Origin of the sequence: Deinococcus terrestris (assembly GCF_009377345.1) — a bacterium.
Taxonomy (GTDB): domain Bacteria; phylum Deinococcota; class Deinococci; order Deinococcales; family Deinococcaceae; genus Deinococcus; species Deinococcus terrestris.
In genome coordinates this window covers 1-13,425 of the sequence record NZ_WBSL01000024.1, presented here as the reverse complement: position 1 = coordinate 13,425, position 13,425 = coordinate 1, and the positions used below count along the sequence as shown (strand labels likewise).

The 13,425-nt window shown below is 59.3% G+C and carries 11 protein-coding genes, 2 pseudogenes and 1 riboswitch; of the genes and pseudogenes, 10 read left to right on the top strand and 3 right to left on the bottom strand.

The window, feature by feature from the left end; genetic code table 11:
• Positions 1–1,234: IS4 family transposase (locus F8S09_RS17155; protein WP_152872659.1), on the top strand; the 1,234-nt coding region annotated here is incomplete at its 5' end.
• Between the two features lie 31 nt (positions 1,235–1,265).
• On the opposite strand, the gene F8S09_RS17150 is transcribed toward F8S09_RS17155, so the two are convergent.
• Positions 1,266–2,525 (bottom strand): hypothetical protein, encoded by a 1,260-nt coding sequence (locus F8S09_RS17150; protein WP_152872658.1) that lies wholly within the window; start codon positions 2,523–2,525, stop codon positions 1,266–1,268.
• 10 nt (positions 2,526–2,535) lie between these two features.
• A riboswitch (cyclic di-GMP riboswitch) is annotated at positions 2,536–2,615 on the bottom strand.
• Positions 2,616–2,811: 196 nt separating this feature from the next.
• Between F8S09_RS17150 and F8S09_RS17145 the strand changes: the two genes are divergently transcribed.
• The 6 genes from F8S09_RS17145 to galE all read left to right on the top strand — a co-directional run bounded on the left by F8S09_RS17145 (position 2,812) and on the right by galE (position 10,045).
• Complete coding sequence (locus F8S09_RS17145) at positions 2,812–4,023, top strand: lipopolysaccharide biosynthesis protein (protein ID WP_152872657.1); 1,212 nt, start codon at positions 2,812–2,814, stop codon at positions 4,021–4,023.
• Complete coding sequence (locus tag F8S09_RS17140) at positions 4,020–5,141, top strand: glycosyltransferase (protein ID WP_152872656.1); 1,122 nt, start codon at positions 4,020–4,022, stop codon at positions 5,139–5,141. The genes F8S09_RS17145 and F8S09_RS17140 overlap by 4 nt, the downstream gene beginning before the upstream one ends.
• Positions 5,142–5,212: 71 nt before the next feature.
• Positions 5,213–6,481, top strand: a complete 1,269-nt coding sequence (locus tag F8S09_RS17135) for an O-antigen ligase family protein (protein WP_152872655.1) — start codon at positions 5,213–5,215, stop codon at positions 6,479–6,481.
• 217 nt (positions 6,482–6,698) lie between these two features.
• Complete coding sequence (locus F8S09_RS17130) at positions 6,699–7,874, top strand: glycosyltransferase (protein WP_152872654.1); 1,176 nt, start codon at positions 6,699–6,701, stop codon at positions 7,872–7,874.
• A gap of 187 nt (positions 7,875–8,061) precedes the next feature.
• The gene (locus F8S09_RS17125) at positions 8,062–9,009 is read left to right on the top strand and encodes a Wzz/FepE/Etk N-terminal domain-containing protein (RefSeq protein WP_194165421.1); all 948 of its coding nucleotides are present in this window, start codon (positions 8,062–8,064) and stop codon (positions 9,007–9,009) included.
• A 7-nt stretch (positions 9,010–9,016) separates the two neighbouring features.
• Positions 9,017–10,045, top strand: a complete 1,029-nt coding sequence (gene galE, locus F8S09_RS17120) for a UDP-glucose 4-epimerase GalE (protein ID WP_152872652.1) — start codon at positions 9,017–9,019, stop codon at positions 10,043–10,045.
• Between the two features lie 23 nt (positions 10,046–10,068).
• Here galE and F8S09_RS18385 read toward each other — a convergent pair whose 3' ends face one another.
• The gene (locus tag F8S09_RS18385) at positions 10,069–11,241 is read right to left on the bottom strand and encodes a glycosyltransferase (protein WP_152872651.1); all 1,173 of its coding nucleotides are present in this window, start codon (positions 11,239–11,241) and stop codon (positions 10,069–10,071) included.
• 184 nt (positions 11,242–11,425) lie between these two features.
• On the opposite strand from F8S09_RS18385, the gene F8S09_RS17110 reads away from it, so the two are divergent.
• Positions 11,426–12,247, top strand: a complete 822-nt coding sequence (locus F8S09_RS17110) for a hypothetical protein (protein WP_152872650.1) — start codon at positions 11,426–11,428, stop codon at positions 12,245–12,247.
• Positions 12,248–12,274: 27 nt separating this feature from the next.
• Here the strand turns inward: F8S09_RS17110 and F8S09_RS17105 are convergent.
• Positions 12,275–12,678, bottom strand: a pseudogene (locus F8S09_RS17105) (transposase); the annotation flags it as partial.
• Between the two features lie 50 nt (positions 12,679–12,728).
• On the opposite strand from F8S09_RS17105, the gene F8S09_RS17100 reads away from it, so the two are divergent.
• Together F8S09_RS17100 and F8S09_RS18380 are read left to right on the top strand one after the other, a co-directional pair.
• Positions 12,729–12,995, top strand: a complete 267-nt coding sequence (locus F8S09_RS17100; RefSeq protein WP_152872649.1) for a transposase — start codon at positions 12,729–12,731, stop codon at positions 12,993–12,995.
• Positions 12,996–13,154: 159 nt separating this feature from the next.
• Positions 13,155–13,388: pseudogene (locus F8S09_RS18380) on the top strand (IS3 family transposase); the annotation flags it as partial.
• Between the last annotated feature and the right edge of the window lie 37 nt (positions 13,389–13,425).

Sequence of the window (13,425 nt, the reverse complement as noted above, 5' to 3'; positions counted from 1 at the left end):
AAATTTCGTGACTGGTACAACCAGGTCCGGCTTCACTCAGCTCTGGGGTACGCCTGCCCCTGGGCTAAGCTGCTGGAAGCGGCGAAGTCTCGCAACGCTGCTTGAAGGATTTCCTGGAGCAGTACCGTGCGATCACCTGCATCTCGTGCTCCCGGATACGGGGAGCATCAAGTCGACTTCGGTCACAGAAGCGCGTGACCGGCTTGGCGTAGCTCCTCTGCAACGGTTGTTTGAACTGCTGGCAGAACATGAAGCTGTACGACGGAGCCCAGCGGAAGTTTGGCGAGGCTTACAACTGTTTGGCCTTGATGGCACGATTTTTCCCGTCCCTGACTCACCGGAGAACCGAAGATTCTTCGGTTCTCCTTCCAGCGGTACCCGTGGTGAGGGTGCGTATCCACAGTGCCGTTTGGTCGCCCTCATGCATCTCGGCTCCCATCTGCTCCGGGCGGTACGGTTAGGCACGTATCAGCAGAGTGAACTCTCGCTGGCCGACGAGCTGTTCCCCGTGTTACCGGAACAGAGTCTGCTGATCATGGATCGTGGTTTTGCCTGCTGGAGACGCCTATTCGAGTTCAGCCAACACCCCGGCCGATTCTGGTTGTTACGAGGAAAGAAAAACCTGACGTGGCAGGTCGTCCACACTCACCGGGCCAGCGACCTCGAAGTGGATGTGAACTTCTCTCCTCCGGCCCGCAAGGTCAACCCGGGTCTGCCTGCCACCATGCGGGTTCGGGTGATCTTCTACCGCCGCCCAGGATTCTCCAGGCAGTACCTGATCACGTCCTTGCTCGATCCTCTTCGATACCCAGCACGTGAACTGGTGAAGCTCTACCACCAACGTTGGGAAGTGGAACTTGGCTTCGACGAACTGAAGACGCACACCCTGGAACGTGAGGAGGCGTTACGATCCCGTTCGCCCGAACGCATACAACAAGAACTGTATGGGCTGCTGATTGTGTACAACTTGGTCCGCTCAAAGATGGTGAAGATCGCGCAGCGCCTGGATGTCAGTCCGCTGCGCGTGTCGTACCGTCTGGCCTTGTTGTTGATGCGGAACTTCTGGCTTTCGGCTTGGGTCGTTGCTGCGGGACGCGTCCCGCAGCAACTGGAGCACTTGACCGCCGACCTTGAACTCCTTCTTCTCCCAGAACGCCGACGAAGACACCAGCCGCGCGTCGTGAAAGTCAAAATGTCCAATTACCGGAAGAAGCCCAGACCCAGCCCCGCTTAACCTCCTGGCATTGGCCCTAAACGACGTGTTTTTACTGAACTTGGTACCAGTGCACGGCCAGAGCACCCATATTGCCCCGGACGGTAAGTCCGTCGGTCTGGAGCTTGAGCCCAGTAGGACGGTTGGCGAAAACTGGGAGGGCGGCTTTACCCCGTTCAGGCAGCTTAAATTGCGCCGTGATCGATTTGTAAGCGACATTAATGACCTGAAGGTAACGTTTGCCTTCGTAGGTCCACTGCACCACGTGCATGGTGTCACTGAGGAGAAGTTCCCGGCGCTCCCCGTGTAAAAGGATGGGGGTGAGTTGCTTCACTTCCCCCGCCACCTTTTTCAGCTCAGTGCGCAGGCTGGTTTGGGGGCTCAAGTCATTGCTGTCGTCAAGATAGGTGTAGTACATGATGCCCTTGACCCCAGCACCCAGTGCTTGCGAGGTCATGTTGTACACCTCAGCGTTGGTCGGCATCCGCTGGCCGCTCCAACGGAAGCTCTGGACGTTGCCGATCGGCATAACGCCCTTTTGCAGCGCTTCGCGGACCGTAATTTTCATGGCCCGGTAGACGGCACTGAGGCCATCGCCACCACCAATTGGGTAGATTTGGTTGCCCGTAGCGTCCGTTGTACCGAAGTACGCACTGCGTGGGTCTGAGAAACTGACGCCAAGGCTCGCGTAAGTCAGCCGAGTCGGGTCGAGTTGTTTGATCACTTGAGCACGTGCCGCAACTTGTTCCGGGGTATAGTTGATCTGGCAGTCGTCAGCGACCTTCCAACCCAGAATTCCAGGTTCATTTCGGAGGGCTGCCACAGATTGGCTGTTCACGTCTTGTATGATAAGCTTCATACCTTTGGCATGAGCTGCTTGCACAAGCTTACGCATAGGGCCAATGTCGTCTACAGCATCGAGCATGGCAACTGTCATGCTGTTAAATCCCATTGCAGCGATGTCATTCATGTCTTTGAGGCGGCGTGTGGCTGTGCCGGCCCAAGACACATGATAAAAGCCCATGGGGAACATGCTCTCCCCGGCTACGCTGAGCGTGCCCCCCGGATCAATGCTGACAGCGTTGCTAAGCAGGCTGGGGCGCAGGGGACGCGTCTGATAGGTGGCGAGCGTGTCTTGGACGGTGCTCACCTCGTCAGGAGTGGCAAGCACCTCGGCCGACACTTCCGCCGGATCGTTGGCTGTGCCCGACGTGGGAGGAGTCGAAGTCATGTCAGGACGCACCACCGGCGTCTGAGAACAGGCGCTGAGCAACAGAGCCAGCGCGAGGGCACACATTTTGTTGTTTCTCACAGTTCCTACTTTCGGTAACCCAGCGGACTCATCGAGATGAGTTCTGTGGCTTTGCGTCACCTCCTCGCGGAGGCTTTGCCTTTGTCGGTTTAGGGGACGTAGCGGCGCTCAGTGAGCTTTACAAACTCTTCATGCGCCCAATCTATCGCACCGACCTCACAGTTTTATGACTGAGAAGTGTGACTACAGCCGCCCCCGTTGGACGTGCTAGGTTGGCCCCTGAACTTGCATGGCAGACACAAACAGAGTGTGGCCGGACTCGGCGCCTCAGCGCCTGCGAAGCGATGTGGGTTGGACCTTCGCAGCCTCATTGGTTTCCAACCTGGCACAGTTCGCGTTGATCTCGGCGCTGGCCCACTGGTCGAGTCCCCGAGTCGTTGGTCAGTATGCCTATGCACTGGGGGTAACAGGGCCTATTTTTCTGTGGTTGGGCCTGCAACTGCGCAACGTCATGGTGACGGACGTCAAGGACGCATTTAGCTTCGGCACCTACGCGACGTTGCGTGCACTCTCGCTCGCAGCCGCCCTCACACTTGTGGCTGCCGTCTTCTGGAATAGAGGCGAATGGTGGGTGATCTTCGCGTTGGCGGTCGCCAAGCTGTTCGAGGGCTTGAGCGAACTCATTTATGCCCAGCTTCAGCGCCACGGACATCTCGACTGGATCGCGCAGGGAGTGCTGATTCGGGGCCTACTGAACACTGCGCTCCCCCTGGGGCTTTTTGCCCTGACCCGCGACCTGGCGGTGGCTGCCGCTGGGGTGACACTGGTCAACTTGTTGACACTTCTTGGATATGACCTGCGCCGCGGACGCCCCTTTCTACCCCCCATAGGCCTGTTGAGGTGGCCCGACCTACAGCAGCTCGTGCGAATGGTGTGGCCGCTCGGTGTCGTGGCCGGTTTGGTGTCCCTGAGCGCCAACATCGCTCGCATTGCCGTCGAGCATGAGCTTGGAAGCGAGGCCCAAGGCATTTACTCGGCCCTGAGTTACGGGTACATCGTTGGCGGTGTGGTCATCGGCGCTGTCGGAACGGCGTTGACCACCCAGTTCGCCCTGCGTTTCGCGCAAGGAGACCGCGCAGGCTTCCTGGGACTGACCGCTCGGTTTATGCTGCTGTCGCTGGGCGTCGGGCTCCTGAGCCTGCTCGCAGGCTGGTCTATCGGCCCCTGGGCGCTGCGGCTGCTTTTTGGAGAGGAGTACGCTGCCCACCATGCACTCTTTCTATGGTTGCTGGGGGCTGGAACCGCTGGATACGTTGCCTCAGCTTTGGGCTTCGCCATGACAGGTGCGCGGCGCTTCGGGGAGCAACTGCCCCTGTTTGCTGGCGTCACCCTGCTCCTCTACGCGCTTTGTGAGCTGTGGATCCCCCGCTATGGTCTGATGGGGGCAGCCTATGCCAATCTCGGCGCTTTTACCGCGCAACTTGTAGGCAGTGCAGCCATTATCATGAAAGCCATGAGGGTTGATTTCGTCCCAGCGGATCAGCAGTCTGAAACATGAGCATGGGTGTGACGCGTGACCCAGACCGGCCTGTGCGGGCGCTGCATCTCGTGGGGCCCATGAACCGGGGGGGTGTCGAGTCCTGGCTGATGACGCTGCTGCGCCACGCTGACCGACGGGTCCTTGCCCTTGATCTACTCACTACTGCAGAGCAGCCCGCCGCCTATGACGAGGAGATTCGCAGCCTGGGCGCACGGCTGCTGCGTCTCCCGCCCGCTTCCCCCTTATCTTACCGTTCCAAGTTGCTCGGACTGCTACGCGCATACGGTCCGTATGACGCGGTACACAGCCATCTCCACTTCTTCTCCGGGTGGCCACTGCTTGCGGCGCGGCAGGCCGAAGTTCCCGTGCGGGCGATCACTTCGCATATCGATAGCCGCTCGCTTGACCGCCAAGCTTCACGGCTCCGTCACGTTTACCATGCCGCAGCGCGCCAGCTGATCTTGCGCAGTGCCAACCGTAAAATGGCGGTCAGTCCGGAAGCTGCCGCGGCCCTTTACGGGGACGGCTGGATGCGGCGCGGCGTGACCATTGAACGCCTTGGTCTGGATCTCAGCGCACTACGTACGCTTTCTGCTCGGGATGAGACCTTGCGGGAACTGGGACTGCCCACCGACGAACCGGTGCTACTGAGTGTGGGACGTTTGGACAAGGCGAAAAATCATCTTTTTCTGCTTGATGTCTTTGCGGCGTTTCTGGCCCATCATGGCCGCGGCCAACTTCTGCTCGCCGGTGAGGGGCCTGAGCGTAAGCACATTGAGCGCCGCCGGGCGGAGCGGGGACTGACAGAACGGGTGCATCTTCTTGGCTCGCGGCCGGACGTACCCCGACTGCTCCACGCGGCAGATGTCTTTATCCTGCCCTCCCTCTATGAGGGGTTGGCTTTGGCACTCGTAGAAGCGCAGGTGGTTGGCCTGCCTTGTGTCATCGCTGGTCAGCTTACGCCAGCCAGTCGACTGCCGGGAGCCTTCTACCGTACTCCATTCCTCACGGATGACCTCTCCGTGTGGGTAGACGCTCTCAATCAGGCGTTGGCGGCAGGACGGAGGCCGGGCGACGGCAGCGCTTTCGATGTGCGGACGAATATTCAGAGCCTGCTGAAGGTCTACCGCGCGTGACCAGCGCTCCCACCGTCTCGCTTCAGAACGAACGCACCCCGCGGAACGGCGCCCAAAGGCTGGAGCGTCTCGTGGCCCTCCTGGTTGGTCCTTACCTGCTGGCCCAGTGTTTCGCCCTGCCGCTCGTCGCGTTCGGGCCGGTCTGGGCCGTTTGGCCGACACTCCCCGACTTGCTGCTGCTGCTCATCATCAGCGTGAGCTTGCTTTACCGTTCGCCAGTTCAAACTGAGGCGCAGCGCCGCGTCTTATTCGTCTTGGTACTCGGTACCGGGTTGTCAGTCCTCGCTCTTGGCCTGTTAGTGGTCTTCCGTGACCCCACTTTGCCCGCCCAACTCAGTTTTGGCGTCTTCGGTGTTTACAAGCTTATCCAGATCACGTTGCTGTTTGCAGCTATCTCACGCCTCCCAATCAGCACCCAGCGCCTCACCCGGTGGGGTCACTGGGCACTTGCGGGGTTGCTGATCATGAGCGGTACCATCATCTGGAGCTTCTTCTCACCGGCGATTTCTAATGCCCTAGGAGAATTTCTCCCGCGTGGACGCCCCGCTTCCGGGCCTTGGGAGGCGTATTACCTGCATCAGGACCCTGGACTTGGCATGGTCGGTTACAACCATGGGTTCGTGGCCGCGCAACTCGTGACGCTCTATAGCTTGACCATCATGCTGCGTGGGCGGTCCTCGGCGCTGCTCGCCGGTCTGATGCTCATTGCCTGTTTCCTCACCGGTTCGCGGGCTGGCCTCGCCGGAGCTCTCCTGACGCTCGCGTTGGAGTACCGCCGGATGCCGATCCGAGCGGCCGTGTGGCTCTTATGCTCCAGCGTAGCGGCCTGGCTGCTGCTGCCGATCCTTCACCTCGATTCTTCCTTCCAGGCCCTTATTGAGCGGCAGTCCACCCTGGTGGAGGCGAGTGATCCAAACAACCTCTCGGGGCGCGATTCCATATGGCAGACCTTTGCGGCCGCATTGCTCAGAGATCCCCTGCGGTTACTGATCGGGAGCGGCTTTGGCAGTGCCATCGCGTTGGGCGGGAACGCCCACATGAATGCCCTCCAGATCCTTTTTGAACTTGGTCTCGCCGGTCTGAGCGTCTACACCCTGCTCTTTGTACGGTTGGTTGGCGGCCTCTGGCGGAGCCCCTTCGGCTGTCCCGCCCTCTACCTGCTTGCAGGCCTGGCCCTGACAACGCTCAGTCAGGAAACGTTCTACCCCAATCCTGCTTTCAGTGGTTTTCTGCCACTGTTGGCGGTGCTGATCGCGCTTAGCCTGCGCCGATCCGAAGCCGTGACGCTCATGGGGGAGCCCAGTGTAGGAGGGCAGACTTCCCCCAGGCCGAACCCGTGACCGCTTGTCTACCGACTGACCTCATGACAGAATCCTTGAATGTAAGAAAATCTGGGTGTTTCCACGCTTGAGTCAGCTGATGCGCATAAGGCTGGACCGATCAGGCGTGTCCATCAGTTCCTGGAGTGATAGTTATTAAGATTGGCGAGGATAAAGAGTCTATATCCTCGAACAGTTCCGTTTTGTGGAAGTGGAAAGAGAGCCTGATGGAGGAACGATGCGGGTAAGTATTGTGCAGGAGCAGCGGTTCATTCACCTGGCTAACGGAGAAACGTACGACGATGGCCATTCAACCTATGAGTTGTGGCAACGTTATCTCTCTCACTTCGAGGAGGTGCAGGTCATAGGGCGTTCGCGTCTGGTAAACGTCCTTCCACCAGGGTATCGCCGGGTGGATGGTCCTGGAGTGAAGGTCTTTCATCTGCCGGATTACCACGGTCCGGAATCGTTCGTGCTCCGTGTCCTGCCGCTGCTTTCGCGGCTCATGCAGGCGTTTGAGCCAGGTGAGGCCGTGATCCTCCGGGTATCCGGCACGCTGGCAAGCCTCAGCGCTCCCCTGCTGCGCTGGCGCCGTCAACCGTTCGCCGTTGAGGTGATCAATGACCCGGCGCAGGTCTTCAGTCGTGGCGGCGTGCAGCACCCTCTGCGGCGGCTCTTTCGTTGGGGCTACGCATCTCAAACGCGCTGGCAATGCCGCGTTTCCAGCGCGAGCCTATACGTCACGCGCCGCGCTCTCCAGGAGGCCTATCCGTCACGTCCGGGTACGCCGGTCTTTGGAGTCTCCGACGTCAGGTTGCCGCCTGAGGCCTATGCTTCTGCGCGGGTCTACAGCGGTCCTGGATTACGCGCCGTGATGGTCGGGTCTCTGCAGCACTGGTACAAGGGACCAGATATCGCGATCAGGGCGCTTGCTCAACTGCGGGCGCAGGGTCTACCCGTCACACTCCGGATCGTGGGCCAAGGGTTAAAACGCCCAGAATGTGAGGCGCTCGCCCGGGAGCTCGGGGTTGAACATGCCTGCACCTTCGTGGGGCAGAGGCCTACCCCCGAAGCAGTGCGGCGCGACCTCGCTCAGGCAGATCTCTTTGTGATGCCTTCGCGCACCGAGGGGCTTCCGCGAGCCCTCGTCGAGGCAATGGCACAGGGCCTGCCAGCGGTAGGCTCACGCGTGAGTGGAATTCCGGAGCTGCTGCCCGAAGACGCTCTGGTGACTCCTGGGTCCGCCGAAGAGTTTGCGGAGGTGTGGGGCGCCTGGGCACGCGATCCTGTCCGCTTGACTGCAGGCAGCCAGCGTAACTTCGCCGAAGCACGAACTTACGCCGAGCCTATTCTCTCGGCTGAGCGCGGTGACTTCCTGAAGGCGGTGCGGCGGGCAACTCAGGCTCGGGGGTAAGTACCGGGGGCGCTTCCCTCCCCCGGCCCCCACCGTGATGCTTTGATGAAGCCGAGGTGCAGTAAGCCGCTGCCAAGCGGGATCAACCGGGTGAGTATGCTTCCGGTCGCAGTCCCTCTCTCTTGTTTCCTCCAGCCTCTGCTTTCAGATGTTCCGTCCCCAACTCTTCCCACCGATCAGGAGTTTTATGGACCAATCTCAAGCGCAGGATCTTGACCTTCAGCGGATGATCCGCGTGCTGCGCCGGGTCTGGAAGCTGGTGCTCCTCTGTGCACTGGCGCTCGCGGCCGCGACCTTTCTGGTGTCCAGGGCGCAGACACCGGTGTACCGTTCGAGCGTGACACTCGGGGCCCTACCTGCGGGCAGCAGCAACGCGGACGTCAACATCTCGCTCGTCGGTGCTCCCGCTGTGCCGCCGCAGGTTTTCGACGGCGCCTTACGTAGCCCGCAAGTCTCTGCCTTCGCGCTGCAACGGCTCAGGGGCAAGCTGAGTGCCGAGGAATTCGAAACCATTGCTGCCGCTCTGACAACCCCTGACCGTTTCAATGAGACTGTGACCCTTGAGGCCAATGTGGACCAGCAGCAGGTTGGCGTCTATATCCTCAGCGCCGTGGCTGCCGAGCCCGAGACCGCGCGAAAAGTCGCTGACGCTTACGCGGTAGGTCTACTGCAGTGGGATCGTCAGCGCGCCCGGCAAAATATTCTGCGGGCGCTCAAAACCTTAGAGGCGCGCGGCAACGCCCTGTCAAGACAGATTGCCGAGGCACAGACGCGCGCGGGCCAGAGTGACACGGCAGTCACGCGGGCCGCCGATAGTGAAGCCGTCGCTCAACAGATCAGCCAGCTCGTGGTGCTCAGTGAGACGGTGACCGGTACGCTCACCTCCCTGACGCCAGCCACCCGGCCGCGCGATCCGGTGTCGCCGCACCCGGTACGCGACGCCATCATTGCGTTTGGCGCAGCGCTGTTTTTCGGCTTCCTCTTCGCCTCGGTTGCCGATCGTCTGAAGCGCACAGCAGAGACAGCGCAGATTCAGGAAAGCGGCACCCTCCGTCGTCAGCCAGGACGGATGTCCAACTTCCATGAGGATGCCCTGGTTTCCACTCAGGAAAGTGAGGGTAAGCGGAGCACATAATCAGTCAATGAAAGTGCTTGTGAGCGGTGGGGCAGGGTATATTGGAAGCACCGTTTGTTCCGCCCTACTTGACGCCGGTCACCAGCCTGTCATCCTCGACTCCTTGGTAACGGGTGATCCTTCCTTCGTCGTAGACCGAGTCTTCTACCAGGGGGATATTTCAGACTCTGCCCTCGTGGGCCGGATCTTTCGTGAGCATCCCGATGTCGGCGTCGCTCTCCACTTCGCTGCGCGTACTGTGGTTGCCGAGTCGCAGTCCAACCCAGGCTTATATTACCGCGAGAATGTGGTGAAGAGCCTGCACTTTTTTGAGCTGCTTATCACGGCTGGCTGCCTGCGGGTGATTTTTAGTTCGAGTGCCAGTATCTATCAGGCGCCACCCGGTGGCGGTGTGAATGAGAAGACGCCGCTGCGTCCAGAAAGCCCTTATGGTTGGTCCAAACTTATGGGCGAGCAGATGCTACGTAACCTGACGGAGGCTACGGCACTGCGTGCGCTCGCTTTGAGATATTTCAATCCGATCGGCGCCGATCCGAGATTGCGCACGGGCGCCCAGGCTCTGAATCCCTCCCACATCTTGGGTCAACTGCTGGCCACAGCGAGTGGGAGAGCCGCTCACTTGCAGATCACTGGCACGGATTATCCGACTCGCGACGGCACTGGCCTGCGTGACTACATTCATGTATGGGATCTCGCCCAGGCGCACGTTGCTGCTGTTGAACGGTTTGATGCGGCGCTCGGGGCAGAAACCTTCTTGCCGATTAACCTGGGTACGGGTCAGGGCGTCACAGTACGTGAACTGATTCGCAGCTTTGAAGCTGTGACTGGCCAGACTGTACCCCAAAAAGAGGCTCCCCGCCGCCCAGGTGATCAAGCCGGAACCTATGCCGAGATCGCGCTCGCCGCCGAGCGCCTCGGTTGGGTGCCTCAGTTGAGTACGGCTGACGCCATCGCCAGTGCCCTCGCTTGGGAAAAATGTCGGTCAGCTTCCGCCGCCGACTCCCGATCCGCGCCTGAGCCTCTCGCGGAGGCGTGAAGGATATGTTGCGCATGAAGGCTTTACTTCGATCGGCGATCGTGAACCCGGTCCAGTGCGTACTGATATTCCCGAAGCAACGTAGATGCGAAGGCGTCCGGCGAATACCTTTGTTCAACCAAGTCGCACGCACGCGCGCTCCGGTGCTGCCACTCTGCCGCCGGGAGGGCCTCGGCGGCCAGGAGTGCTGCGGCCAAGGCCGACTCGTTCCCCTTGACCGCCCAACCTGCTCCAGCTGCCTCTACCAAACCATCCAAGTGGGTCCCGGGCGTCAGAATAAGGGGGACACCAGCAGCCAACGCCTCCAGCGGGGCCATGGGCAGTCCCTCATGACGTGAGGGAGCCACAAAGGCCCGGGCACGCCCAAGCCAAGCTAGTCGCCCCACGGCGTTCACCGGCCCGTGAAGGGTGACCTTACCTGTCAGGTGCTTCTCTGCGAGCAAAGCTTCTAAATGATCGCGTCCTCCCCTGAAGTCCGGTCCGACAAGGTGGAGCGGCAGCTGCAGTCCAGCGTCTCGTGCTTGGGCATAGGCGCGGACCAACAGGTCGAGTCCCTTTTGCGCCACATCGAAACGTCCGATGAACAACAGCACGTCACGTTCTGCAAAGGGACCAGGCTCCTGTATGACGGGAACAGGATTAGGCAGCACCACTATATGCTGTTCATGAGCCAATCTCTGTAATGCTGTGGCTTCCTGCTGTTGCAGAGCGTGTAAGAACGCAGCCCGCCGAAGCATAGGACGCTCGAAAACCGGGTACCAAACCCGTTTGAGCAGTGCACGCGACTCGAGGCGTCCGGCGTCATATCCCCCGTGCGGCGTCAGGACGAAGGGTCGATGGGCGCGTGCGCACAACCTCATGAGATGAGGATTTTCTCCAGTAAAAGTTAGATGCAGATGGACTAAGTCAATATCTTCCAGATGTTCACGCAGGAACCTCTGGGTCACGGGGGGAAGGCCCAGCACTTTACGCCCTAGGCGGGACGAGATAGGCAGATGATAAACCGGATATCCTGCGTCGGTATACCCGATGTCACGATAGTCCGCCGTGAGGTCCCAGTGCTGAACCTGGGCTCCTAGGGCCTGAAGTGCTCGCAAATAGGTTCCCACTGCCTGACTGACGCCATTGACTGCCGCATGCCCGAAAGCGCCTACATGGGCGACTCGCAAGCCGGAAGGACCTGGAGAGAAAGTCATTAGGAGTATTCTAATATAGAACTGGAAAAACTGGTCTTTAACCTACGTCAGCGAAGTGTGATACAAACTTCCCAACGGCTTCTAAATCACGTGACCAGCGCTACCTCACCAAGTGCTCTGGATGGATGCGTTTTTAAACCATGATGTGGATGGGAGCTTGTAAGGGTTCATCTGGTGGGGTATAATGGACGACTCAACTCGGCCAAAACGCGAAGCTTTTGATCACCAAGAACGTCCATCTACTTACGAAACAGTGGATGTTAAAATATCGGAGCACTCTTTTATAAACTTTCTTGCTACTTGCGTTGTCTTGATGGTTTCAATTGGTGTAATTGGGCAGCTCTCGCCAAGCCTACGCGGTACTCAGTTCTCGGCGGGCACCAATCTTAACGGTGAGTACAATGTTGCTTCGGCTTTTAATGCATCTCTATTCTTCATAGGAGCTGTGCTGTTATGGCTGATTGGACGGGTTACACGATTAAAAGGGGATCCTTTTGCGCATACATGGACACTATTGAGCAGATTGATCTTTTTTCTGGCGTTAGATGAGTATTTGGCTATTCATGATAAGGTAAACAGAACTCGAGACCTGTTCGGCCTCAGTGGTATATTTTATTATGCTTGGATCATTCCCTATGGGTTGTTGGCACTTGTCGTGTCTCTGCTGCTGATTCGTTTCCTGCGCTATTTACCTCAAGGTACTCGGAACGCTCTGATCTTTGCAGGTGTCCTGTATGTGACCGGCGCACTAGGTTTGGAGCTGGTTGAAGCCAAGATTGACTCGTTGCTAGTGGTCAATTCGGAGAATTCAACTCCATCTTCTGGACTGGTGCTCCTCCTGTTGATAGCCCTTGAAGAGTTGCTGGAAATGTTGGCACTCGTGATCCTGATTGCCACGCTGCTGGGGTACTTGCGCCAAATCGCGCCGGGAGTAGGGCTAAGGTTGCGGCTGATTGGTCCTCTTGATGAACCAGCCGCCAAAACCCGAGATCCTCATCACAGCTGACCCTCAGCACCTCAGTGCCTGACAGGTTGTGAACGTACATTCGATGACCCACCGCTGGCGATAGGTCGTGAGGATGTCGTCCAGAGAAAGATTCGAAGCGATCAGGACGCACTCTCCCTGCGGGGAGAGCGTGGCGACGACCTGCATCGGACTCCCATAGACCATGACGTTCTCGAAGACGGCACGCATCTATCCCGGCTTCAGATCTTGAAAGGCGTTGCGAGCAGGAAGATCGTCCAGCCGGGTGTTCTCCCGAATCCGGATGCACCGCTTAATCCCTTGATCACGCAGGAAAGAGAACTACTCCTCCCCGGCAAACTCCCGATCCGCGATCAAGAGGGCCCAGCGCCGGGCAGGAACATGCGCGCCCGCATTTCACTGCTGCCACCATGCGGCAGCACCTTCCAGTTCAGGGGCAATGACGTGACCCCCGAATCTCGGTCCACTCCAGTTGCAACGAGAATGGCAACAAGGAGGTGGCATGAAGGGGAAGCGATACACCGAGCAGCAGATTCTAGCCATCCTCGGCCAAGTCGAGGCGAGGCAGCCGGTCGCTGAGGTCGCGCGAAGCCAGGGGGTCGCAGTGACGACGATCCACCGTTGGAAGGCCAGGTATGGCGGGATGACCAAGGACGAAACCAAACGGTTTCGTCTGTTGGAAGAAGAAAACCGCCGCCTGAAGAAACTGGTGGCGGACCTATCACTGGACAATCTGGTGCTGAAGGAGGTGGTCGGAAAAATGTGGTGAACCCCGAGGCGATCCCGCAGACTCAGACACCGCTTAAACGGCGTCTGGTGGGACACGTCCGGGACCACTTCGGTCTGAGCGAACGACGAGTTTGCCAGGTGTTGGGCTTCTGGGGTTCGACGAGGGCGGCACCACAGCCCAAAAAGGGAACAAGACGAGGCCCTGGTCGGGCGGCTGCGTGACCTCGCCGAGCAGCGTCCTCGCTTCGGGTACCGTCGGCTTCACATTCTGTTGGGGCGCGAAGGGCAGGCGTTCAACCACAAGCGGGTCTACCGCCTGTACCGTGCTGAGGGTTTGGCGGTGGGTACTGCTCCAGAAAAACCTTCAAGCGGCATTGCGAGACTTCGCCGTCTCCAGCAGCTTAGCCCAGGGGCAGGCGTAGCCCAAAGCTGAATGGAGCCTGACCTGGTTGTACCAGTCACGGAATCGG

Coding starts and splice junctions, on each gene's coding strand:
- F8S09_RS17140 (WP_152872656.1), top strand. CDS start 4,020: ATGAGCATGGGTGTGACGCGTGACCCAGACCGGCCTGTGCGGGCGCTG.
- F8S09_RS17130 (WP_152872654.1), top strand. CDS start 6,699: ATGCGGGTAAGTATTGTGCAGGAGCAGCGGTTCATTCACCTGGCTAAC.
- F8S09_RS17125 (WP_194165421.1), top strand. CDS start 8,062: ATGGACCAATCTCAAGCGCAGGATCTTGACCTTCAGCGGATGATCCGC.
- galE (WP_152872652.1), top strand. CDS start 9,017: ATGAAAGTGCTTGTGAGCGGTGGGGCAGGGTATATTGGAAGCACCGTT.
- F8S09_RS18385 (WP_152872651.1), bottom strand. CDS start 11,241: ATGACTTTCTCTCCAGGTCCTTCCGGCTTGCGAGTCGCCCATGTAGGC.
- F8S09_RS17110 (WP_152872650.1), top strand. CDS start 11,426: ATGGACGACTCAACTCGGCCAAAACGCGAAGCTTTTGATCACCAAGAA.
- F8S09_RS17100 (WP_152872649.1), top strand. CDS start 12,729: ATGAAGGGGAAGCGATACACCGAGCAGCAGATTCTAGCCATCCTCGGC.